Below are 25306 nucleotides of genomic sequence, written 5' to 3' on the forward strand. Positions count from 1 at the left end.
GTGGTTAAAACTTTGGGTCATGCGGTCGTGGGCGGCACCTATGCGGTGGGCGCTTTGCTGCCCAATGAGGAGCTGCTGTGCCGTAGCCTGGATGTGAGCCGCACAGCGCTGCGCGAGGCCATCAAGGTGCTGGCCGCCAAGGGCTTGCTGGAGTCGCGGCCCCGTGTGGGTACCTGGGTGCGGCCCCGTGTGGGCTGGAATATGTTAGACCCGGACGTGCTGGCCTGGCGTTGCGCCACCGGGCCGGACGCGCAGTTCTACCGCCACCTGCTGGAGCTGCGCGAAATCATTGAGCCCGCTGCGGCGGCCTTGGCGGCGCGTAGCCGTAGCCCCGAACAGCTGGCCGACATGGAGCAGGCCTTCAAGGCCATGGAAGACGCGCGCAACGTGGGTGAATGGGTGACGGCCGACCTGTCTTTTCACAACGCCGTATTGCAGGCCACCAACAACCCTCTGCTGGTGCCGCTGGTGGCCATTACCAGTAGTGCGCTGGAGTCGCTGCTCAGCATCACTGCGCGCCAGGCCGGCGGTTTCAACGATGCTTTGCCCGACCATCGCAAGGTGCTGGACGCCATCCGCGACAGTGACCCGCAGCGTGCCTTGCACCGCATGGCGGTGATGCTGTCCGACACCCGCGAGCTGATGCGGCAGGCCAACATGTTGGACGATGTGGCTCCGGTTTAAGGGTATCCACTAGGTTTTAGTTTTGGCTTTATTTGTATGATTTATTTGAACAGCCCGATTTGCTCCGTTTAAGGCCTCCATGACCACCGAATCCCCCAAAAAACGCCGCTCCCAGCATTGGTTTGGCGGCACTAGCAAGGACAACTTCATCCACCGCAGCTGGATGAAAAGCGAAGGTCTGCCGGACGACAGCTTTGATGGCCGCCCGGTCATCGGCATCTGCAACACCTGGAGCGAGCTCACGCCCTGCAACCAGCATTTCCGCCAGATCGCCGAGCGCGTGAAGCACGGCGTGCTGCAGGCCGGCGGCATTGCAGTCGAATTCCCCGTGTCCTCGCTGGGCGAGACCCTGATGCGCCCCACCGCCATGCTGTACCGCAACCTGGCCAGCATGGACGTGGAAGAAGCCATCCGCGCCCATCCGCTGGACGGCGTGGTGCTGCTGGCCGGCTGCGACAAGACCACCCCGGCTACGTTGATGGGCGCGGCCAGCGTCGATTTGCCGACCCTGGTGGTATCCGGCGGTGCGATGCTGAACGGCAACTACCGCGGCGAAGCCATCGGCTCGGGCACCCATGTGTGGAAGTTCTCCGAGGCGGTGAACGCCGGCAAGATGACCCTGCCGCAGTTCATGCAGGCCGAGAGCTGCATGTCGCGCTCTGCCGGTGTCTGCATGACCATGGGCACGGCCTCGACGATGGCCAGCATGGTCGAGGCGCTGGGGGTCTCGCTGCCGACCAATGCCGCGATTCCGGCCGTCGATTCGCGCCGCCTGGAACTCGCGCAGCGCTCTGGCCGCATGATCGTCGACATGGTCGAGCGCGATATGCGTTTGTCGCAGGTGCTGACCCGCGAAGCCTTCGAGAACGCCATCCGCGTCTGCGGCGCCATTGGCGGCTCGACCAATGCGGTTATCCACCTGATCGCCATCGCCGGCCGCATGGGCGTGCCGCTGTCGCTGGACGACTGGGATCGTCTGGGCAAGGACATCCCGACCATCGTGAATCTGATGCCGTCGGGTGAATACCTGATGGAAGACTTCTACTACGCCGGTGGCCTGCCGGTGGTGATGAAGCGCCTGCTGGAGGCTGGCCTGCTGCACGGCGACGCGATCACCGTCAACAACCGCACCCAGGCGCAAAACGTCGAGCACGCCGAGTGCTTCAACGACAAGGTGATACGCCCGCTGAGCCAGCCCCTGGTGGAGCAGGGCGGCCTGGCGATCTTGCGCGGCAACCTGGCACCACAGGGCGCGGTGATCAAGCCGTCTGCCGCGACAGCCAAGCTGTTGCAGCACCGGGGCCGGGCCGTGGTGTTCGAGAACATCGAACACTACAAGGAACGCATCATGGACCCGGACCTGGACATCGACGAAAACTGCGTGATGGTGCTGAAGAACTGCGGTCCCAAGGGCTACCCCGGCATGGCCGAGGTCGGCAATATGGGCCTGCCGCCCAAGTTGCTGCAAAAAGGCATTACCGACATGGTCCGCATCTCTGACGCCCGCATGAGCGGCACGGCCTACGGCACGGTGGTGCTGCATGTGGCGCCTGAAGCCGCCGCCGGCGGCACGCTGGCCCTGGTGCAGGACGGTGACGAGATCGAGTTGGACGTGGCCGGTCGTGGCCTGCACCTGCATGTGAGCGACGAAGAATTGGCGCGCCGCCGTGCCGCCTGGGTGCCGCCACCCGAGCCTGCGTCGGGTTATGTGCGCCTGTACCACCGCCATGTGCTGCAGGCCGACCAAGGTGCCGACATGGATTTCCTGGTGGGTACCCGTGGCTCCGCCGTGCCGCGCGATTCACATTAGGTCCTGCTTGCGATGAGCCCGTTATTGCGCATGCAGGCCGCCGGCGTGGCGGTGGTGCTGGAGTTCGCCGTGGGCCAGATGCCCGTATGGCGCTACTGGGGTGCGGCCCTGGGCCAGACGCCATTGCTGGATGCCTGGCCCGCCACCGCTTTGCTGCGCATGGCCCCCGGTACGCTGGACCGCCTGGCCGGTGTGCCGCTGCTGCCCTGCTGGGGTAATGGCGAGCCCGGCGCCCCCGTGCTGCGCGCGCACCGCGCCGGCCTGGACGCCGTGCAGGACCTGCGCGCCACCGGCTTTCAACAACCCGATGCCCACACGCTGGTGTTGCAGCTGGCAGACGACGTGGCCGCCTTGGTGGTGGACGTGACCCTGCAGCTGTGCACACACAGTGGCGTGCTCAGTATCCACAGCCTCTTGCGCAATACCGGCACCGCCGATCTCACGGTGGACCACCTAGCCTGCGCCAGCGTGGCCTTGCCGCCCGTGCTGCAAGAGGTGGGCAGCTTCCACGGCCAGTGGTCGCATGAATTCCAATGGACCCGCCAGGCCGTGCCCATGGCCGGCTGGCAGCGCGACAACCGAACCGGCCGCAGTGGGCACGAGGCCCCGCCAGCGGTGTTCGTGCTGGCGCACGACGCCGGTGACCACCAGGGCGAGGCCGTGGCCGCACAGTTGGCCTGGAGCGGCAACCACCGCTTTGCACTGGACCGCGCCGAAGACGGCCGCCTGTGCCTGCAGGCCGGCGAATGGCTGGCGCCGGGCGAGGTGGTCCTGGCCCCGGGCGCCACATTGCAAACGCCCACCCTGCACCTGGGCTGGTCCGATGCTGGCATGAACGGCGCCAGCGCCCGCCTACAGAAATTCACCCGCAGCCACGTGCTGCAATGGGCCGGCGGCAGCATGCGCCCGCGCCCGGTGCACCTGAATACCTGGGAGGCCGTGTACTTCAACCACCAGGCCGATGTGCTGTTCGACCTGGCCCGCGCCGCTGCGGCGGTAGGCGTAGAGCGCTTTGTGCTGGACGACGGCTGGTTCCCCGCCCGCAAGGACGACCGCGCCGGCCTGGGTGACTGGTGGCCCGATCCGGCGAAATACCCCGAAGGCCTGGGCCCGCTCATCGCCCACGTGCACAGCCTGGGCATGGAGTTCGGCCTGTGGGTCGAGCCCGAAATGGTCAACCCTGACAGCGAGCTCTTCCGCGCCCACCCCGACTGGGCACTGCAGGTGGCCGGCCGCGCCCTGGTGCTGGGCCGCAACCAGCTGGTGCTGGATGTCGCCCGGCCCGAGGTGGGCCAGTACCTGTTTGACAAGCTGGATGCCTTGCTGCGCATGTACCCTATTGCCTACCTGAAGTGGGACATGAACCGCACCTTCGCCCAGGCCGTGGGCCTGGACGGCCGGGTCGCCATGCGCAGCCAGATCAGCGCCTGGTACGCGCTGCTGCAGCGCCTGCGCAGTGCCCACCCGCAGCTGGAGATTGAAACCTGCGCCTCGGGTGGCGGCCGTGCCGACCTGGGTGCGCTGCGTTATACCCAGCGCCTGTGGACCAGTGACAACAACGATGCCGTGGCCCGCATCACCATCCAGAGCGGCGCGGCACGCCTGTTCCCGTTGGAGCTGATGGGCAGCCATGTGGGCCCGGCCCCGGCACATGCCACCGGCCGCAGCCAGAGCATGGACTTCCGATGCGCAGTGGCCTGTTTCGGCCACATGGGTGTAGAGGCCGATGTGCGCCAGCTGCCGGATGCCGACCGCGCCGCGCTGGGCCGCTGGATAGACCTCTACAAATCGCTGCGCGGGGTCTTGCACACCGGCCAGTTTCACCAGGGCCGCACCGAGGACGGCCTGGTCTGGTGGCTGGTGCAAGCCGCCGACCGTGCTGTGCTGGGCGTGTTTACTTTGCAGCCGCCCAACTACACCTACCAGCCGCCGCTGCGCCTGCCGTCCCTGGTGGGCACTGGTGTGTGGCAGCTGCAGTTGCTGGCCAGCGCCGGCCAGGCGCGTGCACGCGGTGACGCGTCGGACCCCTGGGGCGATGCGTTGCGCCAGGCGGATGGTGTGCGTGTGGCCGGCAGCGAGTTGGCCCGCATCGGCCTGCCGGTGCCGGTGATGCAGCCCGAATCGGCATTGCTTTATTCTTTCTCCCACGTGCCAGGATCAGAGGGCTGACGGGCCGTTTTTTACATTCTTCCTTACCTGGAGACATCGATTGAAATACGCAAACTACCCCAGCCTGGAGGGCCGCAGTGTGTTTGTCACCGGCGGTAGCTCCGGCATTGGCGGCGACATCGTGGAGGCCTTTGCGCGCCAGGGTGCCAAAGTGGCTTTTACCGGGCGCAACGCCGAGTCGGCAGCTAAAGTGGTGGCGGCTGCCAGTGCGGTCGGCCCCACGCCGCTGTTCTTGCAAAGTGAGGCCAGCGATGTGGCCGCCTTGCAGGCTGCACTGGCCCAGGCCGTGGCCGCGCATGGCGACATCTATGTGCTGATCAACAACGTGGCCAACGACCAGCGCCACGACCTGATGGACGTGACGGTGGAAGACTTCGACTGGCGCGTGGCCGTCAACCTGCGTCCGCACGTATTTGCGGCCCAGGCCGTGGTGCCCGGCATGCGGCGCATGGGCGGCGGGGCCATTGTGAATCTGGGCTCCATCAGCTGGATGATGAAGGGCAAGGGCTACCCTCTGTACGCCACTTGCAAGGCTGCCACCGTAGGCCTGACGCGCAGCCTGGCACGTGACCTGGGGCCAGACAATATCCGCGTCAACACCCTGACCCCTGGCTGGATCATGACCGAGAAGCAGCTCACCCAGTGGGTCGATGAGGAAGGCGAACGCGCGCTGGATGCCAACCAGTGCCTGCCCGGCCGCATCAAAGGTGCCGACGTGGCGAACATGGCCTTGTTCCTGTCGGCCGACGACAGCAGCATGGTCACCGCCCAGGACTTCGTGGTGGACGCGGGGTGGACATGAGCACGGCAGACACTCACCAAACGATCACACCCGTCTGGACGCCCACCCTGCAGCTGGGCGAGGGCACGCTGTGGCACGCGGCCAGCGGGCGCTTCTTCTTCGTGGACATCATGGGCCGGGCGGTGCATGCCTGGTCTCCCAGCACCGACCAGCGCTACAGCTGGCCCATGCCCGAGCATGTGGGCTGGATCATTCCCTGCGCCGATGGCCAGGGTTTCGTGGCCGGCTTCCGCTCCGGTTTTGTGCGCCTGACGCTGGAGCCCGAGCTGCGTATCGAGCGCCTGGGCACGCCCCACCCCGACCAGCCCGGTGTGCGCCTGAACGACGCCAAGGCCGACGCGGCCGGCCGCATCTGGGCCGGCTCGATGTTCTCGGACGATCCGCAAGAAGCGCGCGGCCAGCTGGCCTGTCTGCATCCGGACGGTCGCATTGAGGTGGTAGAGCGCAACATCCACATTGCCAACGGCCCAGCCATCTCGGCCGATGGCACGGTGATGCTGCACACAGACAGCCTGCTGCGCAGCATCTACCGCTACACCCTGGGTGCCGATGGTCAGCTGCAGAACAAGACGCTGTGGAAGCGCTTTGCGATGGAAGAGGGCGAGCCCGACGGCATGACCTTCGACGCCGAAGGCCATGTGTGGGTGGCCATGTGGGGCGGCGGCTGCCTGCGCCGTTTCAATCTGGCCGGTGAGGAGCTGCTGCGCATCGACCTGCCCGCCAGCCAGATCACCAATGTGGCGTTTGGTGGTGCGGAGTTGGATCTGATGCTGGTCACCAGTGCCCGCGTGGACCTGACGCCGGAGCAACTGGCGCAGCAGCCCCTGGCCGGCTCGGCCTTTGCGCTGCGCACCGGTGTGCGGGGGCTGCAGGCCCACGCTTGGGGTGCGGTGGTTTGATAAGAAAATAGCCGCTAGCGCAGGTTTTATCTGCGCTGGTAGCTATTTATTTGATAGTGATGTGGGTATGTCTACGGTGTGCCGACGTCCACTGCAAAGGTGTTCCGGCCGGCGGCTTTTGCGCGGTACAGTGCTCGGTCCGCACGCGCCAGCAACTCGCTGGCACCCAGCGCATCCGCCGGGCCTTCCGGCTGGAAAAAAGCAATGCCTATGCTGGTGGTGACCAGAATTTCCTTGCCTTCGGTCTGCATCGGAAGCCGTACGGCTTCAATCAATTTGGCCACCACGGCCTCCGTCTCGGGTAGCGTTTTCACATCTTCCAGGATGACCACAAATTCGTCGCCGGCCAGCCGGGCAGCCGCGTCGGTGATGCGGATGCCCGCGCGTATGCGCTTGGCGAATTCGCACAGCACCACGTCGCCCGCGGCATGTCCCAGCGAGTCGTTGATGGACTTGAAGTGGTCCACGTCCAGGAACATCAGCGCCATGGGGCTGCCGGTGCGGCGGCTGCGCGACAGGGCCTGTTCCAGATTCTCACCAAACTGGCGCCGGTTGGGCAGGCCGGTGAGGGTGTCGGTGCGCGAGAGGTCGCGCAGCTCCTGCTCCACGCGCTTGAGCTCCGTGACGTCGGAGGCCAGTACGAAGGCACCCAGTATTTCTCCGTCCGCCAACACGTCCGGTACATAGATGGTCTGCAGATCACGCGCGGAGCCATCCAACACGGAAAAGACTTCGAACGCCGCACGTTCGCCCTGTAGTGCGCGTCGCAGCGGTTCCCGGCGCTGCGCGTAGAGCTCGGGGCCAAGCACCTCCTGAACCGGCCGGCCCAGGATGGCGTCCTGCTCTAAACCCAGCCACTCGCGGTAGGTTTTGTTGATGAATCGGTAGCGCTCCTGCGTGTCCACATAGGCGACGAAGGCCGGCAGGTTGTCTGTTACGGCCCGCAACTGGCGTTCGCTGGCTTCTATGCGTGTCTGTGCCTGGTGCTGTTCCGAGCGGTCGAGCACCAAGCCAAAAACGCCTATGACTTTGCCGCTTTCATCCCGGTCAGGCACGTAGTGCGCAAACATGTGGGAGGGCGCGTGAGGGAGTGTGTTCCTGAGCTCAAACGAAACATCCTTGCCCGCCAGAGCCTCGGCGATACGGGGCTGTATGTATTTGAAAACCTCGTCGCCAAATACCTCGGCTATGGTTTTGCCCGCCGTTTCCCCGGGCAGCGAAAACCACTTTTGGTAGTTGTCGTTGGTAAAGGTATAGCGGTAGTCGGTGTCTATGTGCGAGATCAGCACCGGCAGATTGTTCGCAATCAGCCGCAGGCGCTGCTCGTTGGCACGCAGGGCCCGGGAGATGGCGTTTTTTTCTGTCACGTCCTGGATCACTGCCAGTGAATGCGCAGGCTGGCCCTGCGCATCGCGCTGCAGCACGGCCGACAGCAGCACGTCGATGGTGCGACCGTCTTTGCACACCATTTGGTAGGGGATGTCGTGACACCGGCCGTATTGCATGAACTCTGGAAGTACTACCGTACGCGCATAGTCCCGCGATGCGGCAGAGAGGAACTCCACCGACGCGCGGCCCACCACTTCCTGGCGTGTATAGCCCAGTTTGGCCAGCCAGGTGTCGCTGACGAACAGGATGCGCCCCTGTGCATCTATCGAGTGCAGCATGGCCGGCGTTGCCTCGTACAGGGTGCGAAAGCTGTCCTGGCTGGCCTTCAGCGCGAGCTCGGCGCGCTTTCTTTCGGTGATGTCGCGGCCCACCGAATGCAGTGCGATCACCTGGCCTTGGTCGTTGCCGATGGCGCGGTTGGACCAGGCGAACCAGCATTCCTTGCCCGAGGCCGAACGCATCTGGTTCTCGCCCTGCGCAGTGCCTGGTTTGCTGCACACGGCACGCAAGTGGGCTGTGACCGATTCCTTGTCTTTTTCGGCAACGTACTCCAGCAGGTTGTGTCCCATCATGGATGCGGGTGTCTCACCAAAATGCTTGGCATATGCCGAGTTGACGAAAGTCAGCTCGCCCGAGGGCAGCGCCAGCGAGATCAGATCCGTCTGGTCTTCCACGATAGCGTGGTACAGCGCGCCTTTGGCGCTGATCTCTTGTGCCTGTTGTATGGTGAGTGCGTTCAGCTGGTCCAGGTCCAGGGCATTCTTGCGCATCAGCAGAGAATGGGCGGCCACCTGCGCCAGATCGGTCAGCGCAGCACGTTGTGCGTTGGTCAGTATGCGTGCCTGCCGGTCTATCACGCACAGAGTGCCAATGTTTTCTCCATCGGGCATGACGATGGGAGCGCCAGCGTAAAAACGGATATGCGGCTGTCCAGTAACCAGAGGGTTGGCCATGAATCGCGGGTCCCGCATTGCGTCGGAGATCTCCATCAACTCGGCGTGCAGGATGGCGTGGGCGCAGAAGGCCGAGTCACGCGGTGTTTGCGTAACCCCTTCCATTCCGATATTGGATTTGAACCACTGCCGGTCCGAGTCCACCAGGCTCATCAGTGCAATGGGTACCCCACACACCGAGGAGGCTACGCGCGCCAGGGCATCAAAGATCGGCTCAGGTCCGGTGTCCAGGACCTGGAGTGAACGCAATTGGCTCAGCCTTTTGTCTTCATCCCGTGGCAGGGGTGCGGCGGAAGTCATGTGTTTTTTCTACCTAGCTCTGAAAGCTTTACCGGATGGGCTGAATCTTAGGGCACTTGGGGGCAGGGCAGGCCATAGCCCCCGCAGGGTAAACGTGGAAGCCAAAAGAGAACAGCCTGCTCCCCGAGAAATTTGCCGGGCGTACGGCATCGCCTTTCGACGGTATTTTGTATGCAAAAAGTGGCTTTTGTGCAGGTATTTACTGCGCTGGGTGCTATGTTTATAGAAGTGATGTGGATGCGCTTGCTAGTGTCGCAAGCCAGGATGAATGCAGGGCGATGAACCCGCCTACTTTCAGCGCCACCGTCGCCCCGTAGACCGCTAGGAACCGATGCCTTGGTGGTCTTGTTGTTCGGCCGTGTGGCGGACTTGCACCGCATACAGCATCCAAGATTCAGAACGGTCTCTGCGCACTTCCAGATAGAGCATGGATCGGTTCTAAGCCCGTGCCGAGCGCAGCCGCAGCGCATTGCCGATGACCGACGCCGAACTGAAGCTCATTGCCAGGGCGGCAATCATGGGTGACAGTACCCAACCTGTAAAGGGATAAAGCACTCCGGCCGCTACAGGAATACCGAGTGCGTTGTACAGAAAAGCAAACATCAGGTTCTGCTTCATGTTGCGCACCGTCGCATTGGAGAGCGTCAGGGCGATGGAAATTCCACGCAAATCCCCCTTGACCAAGGTGACTTGGGCGCTATTCATCGCCACATCGGTCCCCGTGCCCATGGCAATACCGACATTGGCTTTTGCCAGGGCCGGTGCGTCATTGATGCCGTCACCGGCCATGGCCACGGTGCGGCCTTGCTGTTGCAATTGTTCGACCAGCATGAGTTTGTCTTGCGGCTTGACTTCGCCATGCACCTCGTCAATGCCGAGTTTGCCACCGACGGCTTTGGCGGTGGTAAGTCCGTCACCGGTTGCCATGATGATGCGGATGCCTGAGGCCTTGAGTGTCTTCAGGGCTTCCATGGAGTTGGCCTTGATGGGGTCGGATACCGCCAGCAGCCCGGCAAGCTTTCCATCGGCCGCCAGGTACATGACGCTGGCGCCGTCGGTGCGCAGGGCCTCGGCCTGTGGCTTCAACGCATCCACTGCAATGTTCATTTGCTGCATCAAAGTGGTGTTTCCCAAAACCATGTGCTTTCCTGCAACCTGGCCTTGCACACCAATGCCGGACCCTGATTCAAAGTTTTCCGGTTTAATCAAAATCAGTTGGCGATCGCGCGCGGCCGCCACAATCGCCGCAGCCAAGGGATGCTCGCTGCCCTGGTCAAGGCTTGCCGCTAGCTGCAACACCTCTCCTGCTTCATAGCCCGGACCCGGCACGGCCTTTTCAAAGCTGGGGTGTCCTTCGGTCAGGGTCCCGGTTTTATCAATGATCAAAGTGTCAACTTTGCGTAGGTTTTCAATGGCCGCTGCGTCGCGAAACAAAATGCCCTGTGTAGCGCCCCTACCGGTGGCCACCATGATTGACATGGGGGTGGCCAATCCGAGCGCGCAGGGGCAGGCGATGATCAATACGGCGACGGCATTGATCAAGCCATAGACCCAACTGGGTTCGGGTCCAAACAGGCCCCAGCCAACAAAGGTGAGGATGGCGATGCTGACCACAGCCACGACAAAGTAGCCTGCTACCAGGTCTGCCATGCGCTGCATGGGCGCTTTTGAGCGCTGGGCCTGTGCGACCATTTGTACGATTTGGGACAGCACTGTTTCGGAGCCGATCTTCTCCGCCATCATGACCAAAGCTCCACTGGTGTTCAGTGTGGCCCCAATAAGCTTGTCGCCGATGCGCTTGGTGACAGGCAGGGGCTCACCCGTGAGCATAGACTCATCCAGTGCACTGCTGCCCTCGGTAACCACTCCATCTACAGGAACCTTTTCACCCGGTCTTACCCGCAGCAAATCACCCACATGAACGTGAGCGAGTTCAATGTCCTCCTCGGTGCCATCGGTTTTCACGCGGCGCGCCGTTTTGGGTGCTAAACCTAGCAGGGATTTGATGGCGGCCGAGGTTTGCGAGCGTGCTTTGAGTTCCAACATTTGGCCCAAGAGCGTCAGTGAGATGATGACTGCAGCCGCTTCGAAATAAACCGCCACCCGTCCCATGGAAATGAACGAATCTGGAAATGCGCTGGGTACAAGTGTTGCCACCACGCTGTAGAGGTATGCCGCTCCTGTGCCCAGGCTAATCAATGTCCACATATTGGGACTGCGGTGCACGAAGGACTGCGCACCGCGCACAAAAAACGGCCAACCGGCCCACAGCACGATGGGCGTTGCCAGGGCAAACTCAACCCAGCTCTGCACCGTCATATCCATCCACTGCAGGCGATGCCCCACCATAGCCAGCAAGAAAACGACCGCAGTCAGCGGCATAGTCCACCAGAATCGCCGCTCAAAGTCCCGCAATTCGGTATGGTTTTCGTCCTCCAGCGCGGGAGTCACGGGCTCCAGCGTCATGCCACATTTAGGGCAGCTGCCCGGATGATCCTGGCGAATTTCAGGGTGCATCGGGCAGGTGTATGCCGTCCCTGTTGCCGCCGGTGCTTCTGCTAACTTATCTATGCGTTCCCCCATGTACTGCATGGGAGCGGCATCGAACTTCATTTTGCATTTACTTCCGCAAAAGAAGAATGTGCGACCCATGTGTACTGATCGGTGAAAGGACTGGTCCGTCACCGCCATTCCGCACACGGGATCCTTCAGCGCCGCAGCACTGTTTTTTCCGGTGCTTTTAGCGGGTGGAGCTTGCACAGTCTCAGCGTTGTGTTGATGGGTATGCATGGCATTTCTGCGATGGTTGTCAGGTCAGCAAGACGGGTGTATCGGGAAGCTCGTTTACACGCGCACGGCTCGATGGAAAGTGGGTGCCCATAACGTCCGCAACCGCAGAAATTCCATTCAATGCACCCTCTTGGAATGCTGATTTTGAAAATGCCATCTCCATGCCATGGCAGATAGCGTTCCAGCTTGCATTGCCGGCTTTGGCATGGATGCCCCTGTCGGCCACGATTTCAACCGCGTGGTCTGCGAGTAATACATAAATCAGAACGCCGTTGTTGCGCTCGGTGTCCCACACCCGTAGTTGGGAAAACACTTCAAGGGCACGTTCGCGGGAAGATTGGCCTTTTAGCAGACGCATGCCGTCCAGCCCGCCCTCCACGGCAAACCGAATCTCCCCGCCATGCAGTTGTTCGCTGCGCTGGATCGCTTGCTCTATAGCGCGTAGGTCTTCGGACGTGAAGGCTTGGTGCAGCTGCCAATCGGTAAACAGCAGGTGGCGCATGAAACGTTGTATCTGCATGGCTACCACCTCCCCGATGCGCCGCCACCACCGAATCCGCCACCGCCGCCCCGAAATCCACCACCACCGAATCCGCCCTGACTGCCGCCAGAGTAGCCGCCAACGCCACGCAGCGCTGCCCCTGCACCGATCAAAGTGACAAACATGGACGCAAGCCCGGCGAGGATGGCGTATAGCAAGGTTCCAATGACCAGCCAGGCAAGCCCGGTCACCAGAACTCCAGTGACCACGGAGCCACCGACCTTCCCGAGGACCTTGCGCAGCACGCCGCCGACACCCAATGCCACAATGAACAGAAACGGTACGAACTGCCTAAGGCTTTGGTCGGCCCCTCTGGGGCTGCTGCCCTGGACTGCGGGTAAGGACTCACCGTCCACCACCTGCATGATCCGCGTTGTGCCGGCCTGCACGCCACCGTAGAAATCTCCTTGCTTGAAACGCGGCAGTATGGTCTCGCTGATGATGCGCTTGCTCACGATGTCCGACAGTACGCCTTCCAGGCCATAACCTACTTCAATGCGTACCGTGCGGTCGTCTTTTGCCACCAACAGAATGACACCGTCATCCACCTTCTGGCGTCCCAGCTTCCATTGTTCGGCAACGCGTAAGGCGTATTGCTCAACGGCTTCGGGCAGTGTCGTGGGAACCAGTAGAACGGCAAGTTGGGTGCCTTTTCGTGCTTCAAAGGCAGCCAAAGATTGTTCGAGTGCGGACTTTTGTTCCTGCGTGAGTGTCCCGGTTAGATCGGTGACATGCCCTGCCAACGGTGGTACCGCGATCTGTGCATGTCCGATGCATGGAGCGAGCGACACAAGTGTTAAGCAGACGGCTATGCACCAGCGGTGTATCGCTCCATGGAAAGTCATTTGGCAACTCCGGATGCCGCGCCCAGTGGCGCAGGCGGTGTCTTGTCAAAACTGACGGCCGGAGGTTTGGCGATTTCCTTTTCGTTCTCCACTGTGAAGTTGGCTTTTTCCTTGTAACCAAACACCATGGCCGTGATGTTCGACGGGAAGGAGCGCACCGTTACGTTGTAGTCTTGCACCGCTTTGATATACCGGTTGCGTGCGACTGTGATGCGGTTTTCGGTTCCTTCCAACTGCGCCTGCAAATCTCTGAAGGCCTGATTGGCTTTGAGATTGGGGTAGTTTTCCGACACCACCAGCAAGCGCGACAAGGCGCCTGTCAATTCGCCTTGTGCCTGCTGGAATTTCTGGAATGCGGCCGGGTCGTTGATCAGCTCAGGAGACGCCTGGATGGAGGTGGCTTTCGCGCGTGCGTCAACCACTTTGACCAGTGTGTCTTGTTCAAACGTGGCTTCGCCCTTGACGGTGCTGACTAAATTGGGGATCAGATCTGCCCGACGCTGGTATTGGTTCAGTACCTCAGCCCAACTGGCCTTGATTTGCTCGTCCGTGCTCTGGAAGGTGTTGTAGCCACAGCCCGATAGCCCAAGGGCCACTACGGACAGTATGAAGATGAGAAGTTTGCGCATTATCTGCCTTTGAAATGAATGAGAAATGCCAGGGCTATCCGCAGCGCCTTTGGTCATCACCAGCAATCCCACGGTGTATTGGGTAATGCAAAGAATGGGCGGTCGGTATCGTGTTTCATGGGCCGTGGCCCGGCCTCTTGTTGCATGGTTTATTCGGAAGGGCAATCCATCATCGTTTGCGTCCGCTTTACCCTCGTCTGGCGTTGCTTCAGTCTGATGCCAAGGGAGTACGCACCGTCTCGATAGCGGTACAGCGTGTTGCATGCCTGCGGAAGAATGACTTCACGATGACTGCCTTGTCGAATTTTTCTCCAAGGCGATTCGAGTCTAGAACTGTATGGCGCTCGTACACTGATCTATGTCAATGCAAGTAAGTTGCGCCTCACTCCGTTACAAGTAAGCCAGTTTCGCGTCACGCTTTGTGCCCGGGCTGGTCGTTCAGTTGGCTAGAACGCACCTTCGTTGGATGCATAGAACGCGGCAATGCACTCACTGCAGCGATTTGCCATGTTCTGGCGAGGGCCATAGGCCGCGCGGACGCAACAGCATTGTGATGATCATGGTCAGCGCGATGAGTAAGGGGCGAAGGATGCCCGCGTCGAGCCGCCCACCGGTCATGGTTTGAAGGGGGCCGGTGACGTAGCGAAGCACTTCTGGCAAAGCAGTCAGGAGCACGGCCCCCAGGATCACACCGGGAATGTGGCCGATGCCGCCGAACACCACCATGGCAACGATCATGACCGACTCCTGCAGACTGAAGGCTTCGGGTGATATGAAACCCAGGAATGTGCCAAACATGGCCCCAGCGACGCCGCCAAAACCAGCCCCAATGCCGAAAGCAAGCAGTTTCATGTTGCGGGTGTTGATGCCCATAGCCTCGGCGGCAACTTCGTCGTCGCGAATGGCCTTCCAGGCCCGGCCAATACGTGAATCCTGCACGCGATAGCATAGGGCCGCAGTCAGCACTGCCAGCGCCAGGAAGAGATAGTAGTGCAGGGTTACCGAGGCGATTTGGTAGCCGAAGACGAACAAGGGCTTGCCCATATCCAGGCTAAAGATGTGGATCGAATCAATAGGGCCTACACCTTTGGCGCCGTTGGTGATGTTGGTTGGATGGACCATGTTGACAATCAAGAGTCGCACGATTTCCCCGAAACCCAGCGTAACGATCGCCAGGTAGTCACCACGCAGCTTCAGTGTGGGTGCACCTAGCAAGACCCCCAGGCAAGCGGTCAGTACCACACTCAACGGGACGGTCACCCACCAGGGCATATGCAGACCGGCTGGGAACATGGTGGCGATCCAGGCAAAGTTTTCGGTCAGATGCGGTGAAGCCAGAAGGGCGAATGTGTAGGCTCCCAGGGCATAAAAGGCCACGTAGCCGAGGTCTAGCAGGCCGGCAAAACCCACCACGATGTTCATGCCCAGAGCCAGCATCATGTACAAAAGACAGGTGTCGGCAATGCGAACCCAGTGGTTGCCAAAGGACTGCAATACCAGGGGGAGCAGCAAGAGTGTCGGGGTATATAGCCATTTCACATGTTTGCTATACCGAGATCCTTGCGCCCGCCGGGTTTGCATTTCGCTGGGCCGTGCGCTCCTTGGTACTCTGGCTTCGCCGTCTGGAACCCGTGCTTTTTCGCCCGCGTCGAAACCGATATGGATGGCCGTGGGGCTCATCTGGAGTGGCTGGTAAGGTTTCATGGCCGGTAGCCTGCATGCGTGTTCGCGATGGGGCGGTACATGAAGCGCCAACCGGCGCGAAACTCCAGCGGGACCTCGGTACCTTCGTATGCAGGGCAGTCGGCAAAGCCATGGGCTTCGTATAGGCGGTGCGCTGTTTTCATGAACGGAGCGGTGTCGAGACAGATTCCGCCATACCCCAGCCTGCATGCGTCAGCAAGGATGCGTCGCAGCGCCTGTTGCCCCAAGTGCATGCCCCGGTATTGCGGGCGAACGTACATACGCTTGACCTCAGCTACGCCACTGCGAGCGAAACGCAAGCCACACATCCCGGCAACTGTGTCGTCCACCATGATCAGATAGAACACGCCTTTCTGGGCTTGCTCTGCGCAAATCTGGTGAATCACGCAGGCGCCATGGTCGGGGGCCGTCGTGCCAGCATCGCCATGCGCAGCGACTCCGAACCATCGCTCCATTTCGCTGTGGACCCAGGACATGTATTCACTATTGAGGCCCATGAAGGCGTCGTAGTGCGCGACAGGATCTAAAAGAATGAATAGTGGGTCTGGCATGCGCTTGCGGTGGTTCTGAAAGTCGAAAAATGGCCTGCAAATGTTAAAGTGGATCGAATCAATCAAAAAGAAGCATTTCTTCCGTTCATAACGGAAGAAATGGCTGTAATAAACCCAAGCTACGATGATGGACAAACTCAATGGTCTGCTGGTCTTTGTGAAGACGGCTGATCTCGGCAGCTTCGTCGCTGCGGGGCGCGCGCTTGAAATATCGGCGTCAGCAGTCGGTAAAGGTGTTGCCCGACTCGAGAAGCAGTTAGGCGTGCGACTGATGCAGCGCAGCACGCGGCGGATCCAGCTAACCGACGAGGGGCGACTGTTTCACGAGCGCTGCCGCCGCATCCTCGACGATCTCGACGATGCGCAAGCGATGCTCTCGCATGTGAGGGAAGCTCCACGCGGCAGGCTGCGCGTGAGCGCACCAATCGTCGGGTACCACTTCCTGTTGCCAGTGATACCGGACTTTCTGGCCCGCTACCCGGAGGTGGAACTCGATATCAATTTCAGCGACCGTACCGTAGACCTGATCGATGAGGGCGTCGATGTGGCTATCCGCAGCGGCGATCTGCCCGACTCCCGCCTGGTGTCTCGGCCACTCAGTGCATTTCGGCTGCTGTTGTGTGCGTCGCGTGCCTATCTGGAGCGCCATGGCACGCCGCTGGTTGCACGTGACCTGGAGCGGCATGCCGCGATTCGCTTCCGCCACCCGGATTCGGGGAAGTTGCTGGAGTGGCCTATGTTGCAGGCCACGGCCTTCTCCGAGACCCGCTTGCGTACAGTGCTGGCCTGCAACAACATGGAGGCGATTTTTGGCGCCACCGTGCGCGGCCTGGGTATCGCGTGCATGCCGGATTTTCTTGTCCGCGAGGCTCTCGCCGATGGCCGGCTTCAGAGCGTGCTCGACGAACAGATCAGTGGCGGCGGCCAGTTCAAGGCGCTGTGGCCGTCGAGCCGGCATTTGTCTCCCAAGGTGCGCGTATTCGTCGATCACTTGGACGAGCAGCTATCGGCGCCAAGATAAAGGGCCGGCCTTCAGTGTGAAACCACCGTGTCGCTGATCGGCCGGCGCCAGCGCTCTTCCACTCTGGCGTCGTCGGCGCGGTGACCGAGGGCGATGACGATGGGGATCACGGCGCCTCGGGGTAAGCCCAGGATTTTGGCGATCTTCGGTGCGGAAAAACCTTCCATCGGGCACGAGTCGATCCCTTTGGCCGCGGCGCCCAGAATCAGGGTCTGCACGGCGTAAATGGCATTGCGCGCGGCCCAATGGCGGCTGCCTATGTGGCCTATGGGCAGCAAGGACAGGCTGGGGCGTAGCAGTGCCACCAGCTGCATCAGTGGCGACCACAGGGCGAGGGAGCCGATGCCGAGAATCTTCTGGAACTTGCCGATTTGCTTGCGTTGGTAGGTTTTTGAGTTGGGTTCCAGCGTTGCCGTGGTTTCAATGTAGGCGAGCTGGGCCAGGGCGGTGCGCTGCCCTAGCGCGGGGCTGGCGACCACGACGATCAGCTCGGCCGCCGTGGCCGCCGCTTTCTGTCCATTGCAGGCCGAGGCGACGCTGGCTTTCAGGGCCGGATCGCGTACCCAGTGCAATTCGTAGGGTTGCAGGTTTCCGCTGGAAGGCGCGAAGGCGGCCTCTGCCAGCACAGCCTGAACGTCTGCCTCCTGGATGGGCGTTGCGTCAAATTTGCGGATCGCGCGGCGAAAGCGGTTCGCCTTCTGAAAGGCGAGCCAGGCTGGCGCTGCTGCACCGGTGGTCGGGTGCGGGGTGTTCTGCTCAGCCATGGAATGCCTCCTCCAGGCCCAGGCCTGCTTGCACAAGATAGGCTTCCAGCGCGTCCAGATGCTGTGTCGCAACGATCGCGCCAATGTAGCCATCCGGGCGCACCAGCACCCAATCGCCGTCCGTGGGGGCGTAGCTGTCACGAAAGTGGCCTGCATGGTCAACAACGTCACCGCCGGGGCCAAAGGTATGGACATGCAAGCCCGGGCGTGGCGGAACCGATGCGCGCTCGACTCCATAGCCCAGCAGCGTCCAGTGCGTGCCGCGGAACAGGTCGAACAGCCGCAACGCCTGGCCCGCGGCGCCGCGCAGGGGCGCATCCGGGGCGCGGTCGCCGGCGCAGGGGCCGTCCACGCGGCTGGGTTGTTCCAGTGCGAGCGATGATGTGGGGTAGCCTATGTCGAGCTGGTGCACCTCGCGGCCACGGCGCATCTCGCCACGCTTTTGTGCGTCCAGCAGCCTGGTTGCCAGACCGAGCATCGCCGCCGCGACTGGCCTGCGCTCCTCCTCGTAGCTGTCGAGCAGGGTGGTGGTCGGCTTACGGGTGGCCGCGGCCAGCTTCCAGCCCAGGTTGTAGGCGTCTTGCACGCTGGTGTTGAGGCCCTGGCCGCCGGTGGGCGGATGGGTGTGGGCCGCGTCCCCGATGAGGAACACCCGGCCCACGCGGTAGCGGTCGGCCAGCCGCGCATTCATGTTGTACGCCGACGACCAGGACACCGACTGCACGTGGATATCTGCGCGGCCGGTGCGCTCGGCGGCCAGGGCCTGCAGGCCTGTGGCGGACAGGTCGATGTCGCCGTCTAGCGGTATGGGGCCCTGTATCTGGAACATGTCTGTCCCCGCCAGCGGGCAAAACGCGATCTGCCGCGCCATGTCGCCTTCGTTGAAGACATGCCAGGCATCACGCGTGAGGCCTGAGAGCAGCACATCCGCGACGATGGCGCGTATGCCTAGCGTCTTGCCTGGGAATCCGATATCCAGCGCTTGGCGCACAAAACTGCGGCCGCCATCCGCGCCCACCAGCCAGCGCACACGCAGCGTCTCGCTGCCCGTCTGGCTGGCCAGATGTGCGGTCACGCCGTTGGAGTCCTGCGCAAAACCGGTCAGCTCGCAGCCGAAATGGGGTGCATGGCCCAGCTCCGCCAGACGCTCGCGCATCACGGCCTCGGTTCGGAATTGCGCAACCATCAGCGGCAGCTGGTAGGGCTCGGCGGGCGTGGGCTCATGCAGTTCGGTGACCTGGGCGTCGGTGTGGCTGCCATCGCTGCGGTATTTCCGCTCGGGCGGATAGGCCCCGCCGGCTGCGACGATGCGGTCCAGGATGCCCAGATCCTCAAAGATTTCCTGGGTGCGGGGCTGGATGCCCTTGCCGCGCGAGCCGTGGAACGGGCCCTCCATTTTCTCGATCAGGCGGAAGGAAATCCCCCGCCGTGCCAGGTCGATCGCCAGGGTCAGACCCGCGGCACCGGCGCCGCAAATCAGGACATCGGCTGTACATTGCTGATTCATTAAAACCTCACTATGTGTAATATGCACCTATTACACGACAAGGGCACGTGCGTGTCAAGAAATATGCAAAATACACACATTAACGCGAAACTGCGGGAACTCCATGGGGCTTTGCTGGAGATCGTCAGCATCATGAACCGACCCCAGCGCGACGAGGCCATGGTGCGTGCGGCCGGGATATCGCTGGACCGCGCGCTGTTTCCGCTGCTGGTTTTGGTGGAGCGGCTGGGGCCGATTGGCGTGGTCGAGCTGGCCGACCGTGTGGGGCGTGACTACACCACGGTCAGCCGGCAGGTGGCCAAGCTGGAAACACTGGGTCTGGTCGATAGGCAGGCGAGCGAGGCGGACCGCCGGGTGCGCGAGGCGGTTGTCACCGAGAAGGGCAAGGCGCTCACCGACCGCATAGACGAGGCCCGCGCCAAGATGGGTATGGCTATATTTGCCTCATGGGACAAGCAGGATGTCGATGATCTGGTGCGGCTCATGGTCAAGTTTTCCGACGCCATCAAATGCGATGCGGCGGCGATGGAATAAAACCGGCTGCAGCGCAGGTAATATCTGCACCAGCAGCTATTTTTTCAATAGCAATTTGCTTGCAACCAGCGGCGCAGCCAAGGTGTTCACCAGTTGCCCCAGGCGGGCAAACGCATGCTCTAGTTCGGACGTGAAAGGCCAGCCGCAGTTGATGCGCAGATTGCTCTCAAACCGTTGCGAGTTGGTGAAGATGGTGCCGGGTGCTATGACCATGTTTTCGGCCAGCGCGGCGTGGAACAGGGCGGTGGCCGACAGGCCGTCGGGCAGCTCCACCCACAGCGACAGGCCGCCGCGCGGCACGGTCAGCTTGGTACCGGGCGGGAAGTAGCGGGCCACGGCCTGCGCAGTTTGTGTGCGCTGCGTGGCCAGGGTGCTGCGCAGGCGGCGCAGGTAGCGGTCGTACGCGGCAGAGCCTATGAAGCTGGCGGCGGCCATCTGGGCCAGGCGCTCGTTGCTGCGCGAGGCGGCGAACTTCAGCATCTCCACCCGCGCCTGCCAGCGCCCGGCGCTGACCCAACCCAGGCGCAGGCCGGGTGCCAGGCATTTGTGCAGCGATGCGCAGTACACCACGTGGCCACTGTCGTCCCAGGACTTGATGGCGCGCAGCGGCTCATCGCGCAACACGGATTCATCCACCAGGGCGCTGTAGGTGTCGTCTTCGATCAGCGCCACATCGTGCTGCTGGCACAGGCGCAGCAGGGCCTGTTTGTGGCTACCCGGCATGATGCTGCCGGTGGGGTTTTGCAGGTAGGGAATCACCACCACGGCCTTGATGTTGGCAGTGTTGCGTAGCGCCAGCTCCACCGCATCCACCGAGATGCCGGTGCGCGGACTTGTGGGGATTTCCAGCGCCTTCAGGCCCAGGGCCTCCAGGGTTTGCAGCAGGCCGTAGAAGGTGGGCGACTCCACCGCAATCGTGTCGCCGGGGTTGGCCACGGCGCGCAGGGCCAGGTTTAGCGCCTCGGTGCAGCCATTGGTGATCTGAATGTCGTCGGCTGACAGGCGCATGCCGGCAGCCAGCCCGCGCTGGGCCAGCACCTCGCGGAACTCCAGGCAACCCTGCGGCGGTGCGGCGCGCACCAGTTGGTCCGGGTGCTGGCGCAGGCTGCGCAGGGCGGCTTGCTGCAGGGCCTGTGCCGGATACAGCTCGGGTGCGCAGCGGGCGGTGGACAGATTGGTCTTGAAGCGCTGCATGCGGCCCAGCGCCAGAAACTCCGACACCTTGGTATGGATGCCCACGTACTGCGCCGGGTCGGGTGCGCGCTGCATGGGAGGGTCGTTCACGGGAGCCAGGTGGGCCGATGCACGTGGCCGCACGAAGTAGCCCGAGCGCGGCCGTGCCTCCAGCCAGCCTTCGCTCTCCAGCAGGCGGCAGATCTGCATGGTGGTGGACAGGCTGACCGCGTGCTGGCGCATCAGCTCGCGCAGCGAGGGCATGCGCTGGCCGGGCAGCAGGCTGCCGGCCTGGATGGCGCTGCGGTAGTGCTCGGCTAGGCTTTGGTATTTAGGCGTGGCGGCTGTGGAAGGTGCGGTAGTGGGCATGCTCATGGCCCCTGCATGATGCGGGGCCTGGGGCGGGCTGAACAGGTACAGACAGGCATGCCGAAGACCATAACAGATGCGCAATTTCTGCACTGCTGCGTAACAGATAGGCCTGCTCTGTGGCTGTTGCGCGGGGGCCAGGTTTTTTACGCTACAGGCATCCCAACAAGGAGTGCCGCATGTCCTCTGTCACCGTATCCTCTCTGCAATTGCAAGCCCACCAGCGCGCCTGGGAGCGCATACCGTCGGGCGCTGAAATCCGGGTGGAGCAGGGCAGCATATGCCTGCACCAGCGCCTGTATCTGGCGCACGACTGGGCGTATATGCCGGTATACCTGGGCACTGGCGAGTGCTACCGGGTGTCGGCCGGTGGCTGGCTGGAGATCGAGGCCTTGTCTTCAGCCTGCCTGTCTATGCGGCCACGGCGCGGCTTGCTGAGCCTGCTGGCAGCCTACTGGATACGCACACCCGCAGCGCCAGCCGCTGCGAGCAGGATATAAGCGATTTGTGCCTCTAGCGCAGATAAAACCTGCGCAAGTAGCTACTTTTTTTATAGCAATTGCCAGGGGCATCAAGGCTGGCGCACGATCACCGGGTGGATGGTGAAGACGTTGTCCGAGGCCGCGTCCACCGTCACGCGCACCCAGTGCAGCGAGGGGCTGCCGAAGGTCTGCAGGCGGGTCAGGTTGGGCAGCAGCTTGGTCGGGCTGTACAAGGGCTTGTCCACCTTGAAGAAGTGGGTGTCGCCGTGCACGAACAGCACCTGGCCGGAGAACTGCTCGGTCTCCTTCACCACGGCCGCCATGAAGTTGCGGTAGCCCGCATAGCCGGGGGCGGTGCTTTCGTCCACGTCTTCGGTTTCGGGCAGGTCAAAGCCGGGGTCGGCCTGCAGCACCAGCACAATGCCTTTCGCCTTCTGTGCCTTGGCCTGGGCGAAGGAGGTTTGCAGCCAGGCGATGTTGGCCGTGTCGCGCTCCAGGTATTCGGCGTTGGACGCGTCGCACTGCTCGGCCTTGCGCGCGCTCTTGGTCGTGCATTCCTTGGCATTCAGGACCAGGTTGTTGTTGCTGCCAGGCACGTTCAGGCCCACAAACACCACGCCACCGTGGCTGAAGCGGGTGTTCTCCACATACTTCTCACCTAGCTTGCCCTGGTGCTCCAGCGGCATCTGGGTCTGGCCCAGGCTGGCGGTGGTGGGGAACATCACGCGGCGCAGGTAGGCCAGGCGCTCCAGCCCGTCGTAGCCGCCGTTGTTCAGGCGGTGGCAGTCGGTCCATTCGTTGTCGCCGGGCACGTACACCACGGGTTTGACCAGGGTGTTGAACATCTTCAGCGCATCCGCATAGATGTCGTCCGTGCATTTGGAGCTGCCGTCCTTGATGTCGCCGTCGTACAGAGAGAACGCGATGTCAGACTGGTTGATGCTCTGCAGCACGGCCGGCAGCTTGGGGTCGTCGCCCGCCTTCTTGTAGGGCATGTCACCCCACAGCCCAAAGGAGAAACCCGCAGGTGCAGATGCCCCGGTGGTGGCACAGGCAACCAGACTCAGCGCAGCGATGGCGGTGGCCAGACTTTTGACAAACATGGAGAGGCATCCAGCAGGGTAAAGCTTCGGAATGTAGGCAGGCTGTATGGCAGTTTGATGAAAAAATGCTGTGCTTGGGGCGGACGGGGGTTGCCCGGAATTTGCTTTGCTCTGAGCAGCTTGCCAAATGTGACATATATGCTTGTCGCACGCGGCCCGCGTCAGGTCCGCCCCGCTGTGGGAATACAAGCCAAAGGAAATTCATTTTGACTGCATCACATTCATTCGCCAGCCGCCGTTATTTTCTGGTGGCGGGCTGCGCCTCACTCGTGTCTGCCTGCGGTGGTGGAGGATCTGGTAGCACGTCCGCGACGGGTACGTCCTCCGAGGCCGGCAGTCTGGCGGGCCGCACCGACATCACATCGGCCATTTTGGCGAACCAAAATGTCACATTGGGCGGCGATGCTTTCATCACCTTGCCGGTAGGCACCACCACCTACACAGGCGCCATATCTGGCCAGGGCACGCTAGTCCTGGTGGCTGCGGGTGGCACCAGCAGTCCCAGCACCCTGGTCATTACCCAGGCCAGCACCTTCACCCTGCCCAATGCGCAGCAGGTGCAGGTGGTCACCAAGACCGTGGCCACCAGCGGCTACCGGTTGAACATTGCCGGCAGCAACCCGCCGGTGCTGACCATCGACCCCGGTGTGACCTTGCAAATAGGCACCAACACCAGTGCCGATAACAGCCCCAACTTCATTGCCACCTCCGACAGCCTGAACGCGGCCAGCGTGGTCAATGGCGAGGTGAACCTGAACAACATCCTCAACAATGGGACCATCGTGCTCAGCAGCGCGCAGTTCATTCTGCTGGGCCAGGTCAGCGGCAGCGGCCCGGTGCTGCAGGCGGCGAACGTGTGGGGCGGCAACTCGTTTCGCGGTGTCAGCGCCTTCGAGGGCGTGCTGTCTTTGGCGGCAGGGCAGGACTTCGGTAGCAACCACGTGGCGGCTTCGTTGTCGAACGCCAAGGCGGTACTGAACGAAGGCTCGTGGCTGGTCTGGAGCCCGCCGGGCAGCGTGGTAACCGTCAAGCAAAACATCTTTGAGGCGGCTTATGGCGGCGACATCAACTTCCACCCCATCGGCAGTTCGACCATTGTGATGTCCGGTGTCTACAGCCATACCGACAACAGTCCGCACAACAGCCCGAACCTGGTCAACCCCGGTTTGAGTGACCCCACGCTGAACTTCGCCAAGGTGATATACCGGGGCGGCGCCAACAACGTCAATGGCAACGACGGCAGTTACCGTGGCATCAATATCGAAGGAGGTGGCAGCGCCGGCTCCGGCATGGTGCAGTGGGGCGACGGTACGCATAGCAACTTCTTTCTGCCCTCGGCGCCATCACCGGCCCAGGTCAGCCCCGCCTTGGGCGCCAAGAACGCCTACATCAATCTGCGCAGCGGCAGCACGCTGGCCTTCAACTACAACGGCGCGGTGACCTTGAACATCGGCATCACTGGCGGTGGTGGCGGTCCCCACCGAGACGGTGCCATCGGCGTTGGCAACGTGACCATCGTGTCCACGGCAGGCAACGATGTGACGTTCGCCCAGCCGCAAAACTACAACGGCACGACCACCATCGGCGCCAATGCCGTTCTGCGGCTGGGCGCGGGCACTTCCGTGCCTCTGTACTACGACACCGTGCGGCCCACGGGCACCACCCGGGTGTTGCAGGCGACCTATAGCGGCGATGCCAGCCTGTTGACCGCTGAGTCCACAGGGGGCTTATCGACGAATGCCATCGTCAACGCGGGCCAGCTCATTGTGCAGAACACCACGACTGCCACCACGCTGTCGCACATCAGCGGCACCGGCAGCTTTGTCCACACGGGCGCGGCCACCACCACGCTGCTGAACAACAGCTACAGTGGCCCCACGGCCCTGTCCGCCGGCACGGTGCTGGCCGGAAGTGCCGATGCATTAGGTACGGGTGCGGTGACCAATAACGCGGCCCTGGCTCTGGCGAGCGGCCAACGCCAGTTGACATTGGGCAGCAGCTACCAGCAGGGCACCAACGGCATATTGACGCTGGCCATCGACGGCACGGTGGCCGGCACCAGCCACGACCATCTGACGGTGGCCGGGGCGGTGGCGCTAGGCGGTACCCTGGTGCTGAACATCACCGGCAGCTATGCCAGCGGGCAAAAGTTCGTGCTGATCAACGCCGCTAGCGTCAGCGGCACGTTTGCCACCGTGACCAGCAATGGCGCCAGCGTGGTGCAGGGCACAGACGGCACGAGCTTGTTCGTGACCGTGCAGTAGTGGCTCAAGCCCGGCCCCACATA

20 protein-coding genes are annotated in these 25306 nt (G+C 62.3%); 9 read left to right on the forward strand and 11 right to left on the reverse strand.

All coding sequences use genetic code 11. The annotated features are described in order from the left end of the window. From AC07O2_RS08220 to AC07O2_RS08240, 5 genes are all read left to right on the forward strand, one after another. Positions 1–684, forward strand: a complete 684-nt coding sequence (locus AC07O2_RS08220) for a FadR/GntR family transcriptional regulator (protein ID WP_495075252.1) — start codon at positions 1–3, stop codon at positions 682–684. A 79-nt stretch (positions 685–763) separates the two neighbouring features. Further along, a complete protein-coding gene (locus AC07O2_RS08225; RefSeq protein WP_495075253.1) occupies positions 764–2494 on the forward strand; it encodes an IlvD/Edd family dehydratase in 1731 nt (576 codons plus the stop codon). A 12-nt stretch (positions 2495–2506) separates the two neighbouring features. Further along, a complete protein-coding gene (locus tag AC07O2_RS08230) occupies positions 2507–4663 on the forward strand; it encodes an alpha-galactosidase (RefSeq protein WP_495075254.1) in 2157 nt (718 codons plus the stop codon). 40 nt (positions 4664–4703) lie between these two features. Next, positions 4704–5465: an SDR family NAD(P)-dependent oxidoreductase gene (locus AC07O2_RS08235; RefSeq protein WP_495075255.1), complete on the forward strand. Its 762-nt coding sequence runs from the start codon at positions 4704–4706 to the stop codon at positions 5463–5465. Beyond that, on the forward strand, positions 5462–6364 hold the full coding sequence (locus tag AC07O2_RS08240) for an SMP-30/gluconolactonase/LRE family protein (protein ID WP_495075256.1): 903 nt from the start codon (positions 5462–5464) through the stop codon (positions 6362–6364). The genes AC07O2_RS08235 and AC07O2_RS08240 overlap by 4 nt, the downstream gene beginning before the upstream one ends. Positions 6365–6435: 71 nt before the next feature. On the opposite strand, the gene AC07O2_RS08245 is transcribed toward AC07O2_RS08240, so the two are convergent. The 7 genes from AC07O2_RS08245 to AC07O2_RS08275 form a co-directional block, all read right to left on the reverse strand. After that, positions 6436–9006, reverse strand: coding sequence for a PAS domain-containing protein (locus tag AC07O2_RS08245; RefSeq protein ID WP_495075257.1), 2571 nt, complete (start codon positions 9004–9006; stop codon positions 6436–6438). A 438-nt stretch (positions 9007–9444) separates the two neighbouring features. Beyond that, entirely contained in the window at positions 9445–11796 is a 2352-nt protein-coding gene (locus AC07O2_RS08250) for a heavy metal translocating P-type ATPase (protein WP_495075258.1), read from the reverse strand. 19 nt (positions 11797–11815) lie between these two features. Beyond that, positions 11816–12316 carry a TPM domain-containing protein gene (locus tag AC07O2_RS08255; RefSeq protein WP_495075259.1) on the reverse strand — a complete coding sequence of 167 codons (501 nt, stop codon included), beginning with the start codon at positions 12314–12316 and terminating at the stop codon, positions 11816–11818. Positions 12317–12318: 2 nt separating this feature from the next. Further along, positions 12319–13182 (reverse strand): TPM domain-containing protein, encoded by an 864-nt coding sequence (locus AC07O2_RS08260; protein WP_495075260.1) that lies wholly within the window; start codon positions 13180–13182, stop codon positions 12319–12321. Beyond that, a complete protein-coding gene (locus AC07O2_RS08265; RefSeq protein WP_495075261.1) occupies positions 13179–13811 on the reverse strand; it encodes a LemA family protein in 633 nt (210 codons plus the stop codon). Before AC07O2_RS08265 ends, AC07O2_RS08260 begins: the two co-directional genes overlap by 4 nt. Positions 13812–14300: 489 nt before the next feature. Then, positions 14301–15392 (reverse strand): branched-chain amino acid ABC transporter permease, encoded by a 1092-nt coding sequence (locus AC07O2_RS08270; RefSeq protein ID WP_495075483.1) that lies wholly within the window; start codon positions 15390–15392, stop codon positions 14301–14303. A gap of 119 nt (positions 15393–15511) precedes the next feature. After that, a complete protein-coding gene (locus AC07O2_RS08275; RefSeq protein WP_495075262.1) occupies positions 15512–16201 on the reverse strand; it encodes a GNAT family N-acetyltransferase in 690 nt (229 codons plus the stop codon). Here AC07O2_RS08275 and AC07O2_RS08280 point away from each other — a divergent pair. Continuing rightward, positions 16194–17087: a LysR family transcriptional regulator gene (locus AC07O2_RS08280; protein WP_495075263.1), complete on the forward strand. Its 894-nt coding sequence runs from the start codon at positions 16194–16196 to the stop codon at positions 17085–17087. The genes AC07O2_RS08275 and AC07O2_RS08280 overlap by 8 nt on opposite strands. 11 nt (positions 17088–17098) lie before the next feature. Here AC07O2_RS08280 and AC07O2_RS08285 read toward each other — a convergent pair whose 3' ends face one another. Together AC07O2_RS08285 and AC07O2_RS08290 are read right to left on the reverse strand one after the other, a co-directional pair. Beyond that, positions 17099–17851 (reverse strand): nitroreductase family protein, encoded by a 753-nt coding sequence (locus AC07O2_RS08285; RefSeq protein ID WP_495075264.1) that lies wholly within the window; start codon positions 17849–17851, stop codon positions 17099–17101. Continuing rightward, positions 17844–19358: an FAD-dependent oxidoreductase gene (locus tag AC07O2_RS08290; protein WP_495075265.1), complete on the reverse strand. Its 1515-nt coding sequence runs from the start codon at positions 19356–19358 to the stop codon at positions 17844–17846. The genes AC07O2_RS08285 and AC07O2_RS08290 overlap by 8 nt, the downstream gene beginning before the upstream one ends. 63 nt (positions 19359–19421) lie before the next feature. On the opposite strand from AC07O2_RS08290, the gene AC07O2_RS08295 reads away from it, so the two are divergent. Beyond that, positions 19422–19892 (forward strand): MarR family winged helix-turn-helix transcriptional regulator, encoded by a 471-nt coding sequence (locus AC07O2_RS08295; RefSeq protein WP_495075266.1) that lies wholly within the window; start codon positions 19422–19424, stop codon positions 19890–19892. A 36-nt stretch (positions 19893–19928) separates the two neighbouring features. On the opposite strand, the gene AC07O2_RS08300 is transcribed toward AC07O2_RS08295, so the two are convergent. Then, positions 19929–21440: an aminotransferase-like domain-containing protein gene (locus tag AC07O2_RS08300; RefSeq protein ID WP_495075267.1), complete on the reverse strand. Its 1512-nt coding sequence runs from the start codon at positions 21438–21440 to the stop codon at positions 19929–19931. A 173-nt stretch (positions 21441–21613) separates the two neighbouring features. Between AC07O2_RS08300 and AC07O2_RS08305 the strand changes: the two genes are divergently transcribed. Further along, on the forward strand, positions 21614–21934 hold the full coding sequence (locus AC07O2_RS08305; RefSeq protein ID WP_495075268.1) for a hypothetical protein: 321 nt from the start codon (positions 21614–21616) through the stop codon (positions 21932–21934). A 71-nt stretch (positions 21935–22005) separates the two neighbouring features. On the opposite strand, the gene AC07O2_RS08310 is transcribed toward AC07O2_RS08305, so the two are convergent. Then, positions 22006–23019 (reverse strand): hypothetical protein, encoded by a 1014-nt coding sequence (locus AC07O2_RS08310; RefSeq protein ID WP_495075269.1) that lies wholly within the window; start codon positions 23017–23019, stop codon positions 22006–22008. A gap of 206 nt (positions 23020–23225) precedes the next feature. Between AC07O2_RS08310 and AC07O2_RS08315 the strand changes: the two genes are divergently transcribed. Beyond that, positions 23226–25283 carry a beta strand repeat-containing protein gene (locus tag AC07O2_RS08315; protein ID WP_495075270.1) on the forward strand — a complete coding sequence of 686 codons (2058 nt, stop codon included), beginning with the start codon at positions 23226–23228 and terminating at the stop codon, positions 25281–25283. Positions 25284–25306 lie beyond the last annotated feature (23 nt).

This window comes from Rhodoferax sp. GW821-FHT10B06 (assembly GCF_059415605.1).

Coding starts and splice junctions, on each gene's coding strand:
- AC07O2_RS08225 (WP_495075253.1), top strand. CDS start 764: ATGACCACCGAATCCCCCAAAAAACGCCGCTCCCAGCATTGGTTTGGC.
- AC07O2_RS08230 (WP_495075254.1), top strand. CDS start 2,507: ATGAGCCCGTTATTGCGCATGCAGGCCGCCGGCGTGGCGGTGGTGCTG.
- AC07O2_RS08240 (WP_495075256.1), top strand. CDS start 5,462: ATGAGCACGGCAGACACTCACCAAACGATCACACCCGTCTGGACGCCC.
- AC07O2_RS08245 (WP_495075257.1), bottom strand. CDS start 9,006: ATGACTTCCGCCGCACCCCTGCCACGGGATGAAGACAAAAGGCTGAGC.
- AC07O2_RS08250 (WP_495075258.1), bottom strand. CDS start 11,796: ATGCATACCCATCAACACAACGCTGAGACTGTGCAAGCTCCACCCGCT.
- AC07O2_RS08255 (WP_495075259.1), bottom strand. CDS start 12,316: ATGCAGATACAACGTTTCATGCGCCACCTGCTGTTTACCGATTGGCAG.
- AC07O2_RS08260 (WP_495075260.1), bottom strand. CDS start 13,182: ATGACTTTCCATGGAGCGATACACCGCTGGTGCATAGCCGTCTGCTTA.
- AC07O2_RS08265 (WP_495075261.1), bottom strand. CDS start 13,811: ATGCGCAAACTTCTCATCTTCATACTGTCCGTAGTGGCCCTTGGGCTA.
- AC07O2_RS08270 (WP_495075483.1), bottom strand. CDS start 15,392: ATGCAAACCCGGCGGGCGCAAGGATCTCGGTATAGCAAACATGTGAAA.
- AC07O2_RS08280 (WP_495075263.1), top strand. CDS start 16,194: ATGGACAAACTCAATGGTCTGCTGGTCTTTGTGAAGACGGCTGATCTC.
- AC07O2_RS08285 (WP_495075264.1), bottom strand. CDS start 17,851: ATGGCTGAGCAGAACACCCCGCACCCGACCACCGGTGCAGCAGCGCCA.
- AC07O2_RS08290 (WP_495075265.1), bottom strand. CDS start 19,358: ATGAATCAGCAATGTACAGCCGATGTCCTGATTTGCGGCGCCGGTGCC.
- AC07O2_RS08295 (WP_495075266.1), top strand. CDS start 19,422: ATGCAAAATACACACATTAACGCGAAACTGCGGGAACTCCATGGGGCT.
- AC07O2_RS08300 (WP_495075267.1), bottom strand. CDS start 21,440: ATGAGCATGCCCACTACCGCACCTTCCACAGCCGCCACGCCTAAATAC.
- AC07O2_RS08305 (WP_495075268.1), top strand. CDS start 21,614: ATGTCCTCTGTCACCGTATCCTCTCTGCAATTGCAAGCCCACCAGCGC.
- AC07O2_RS08310 (WP_495075269.1), bottom strand. CDS start 23,019: ATGTTTGTCAAAAGTCTGGCCACCGCCATCGCTGCGCTGAGTCTGGTT.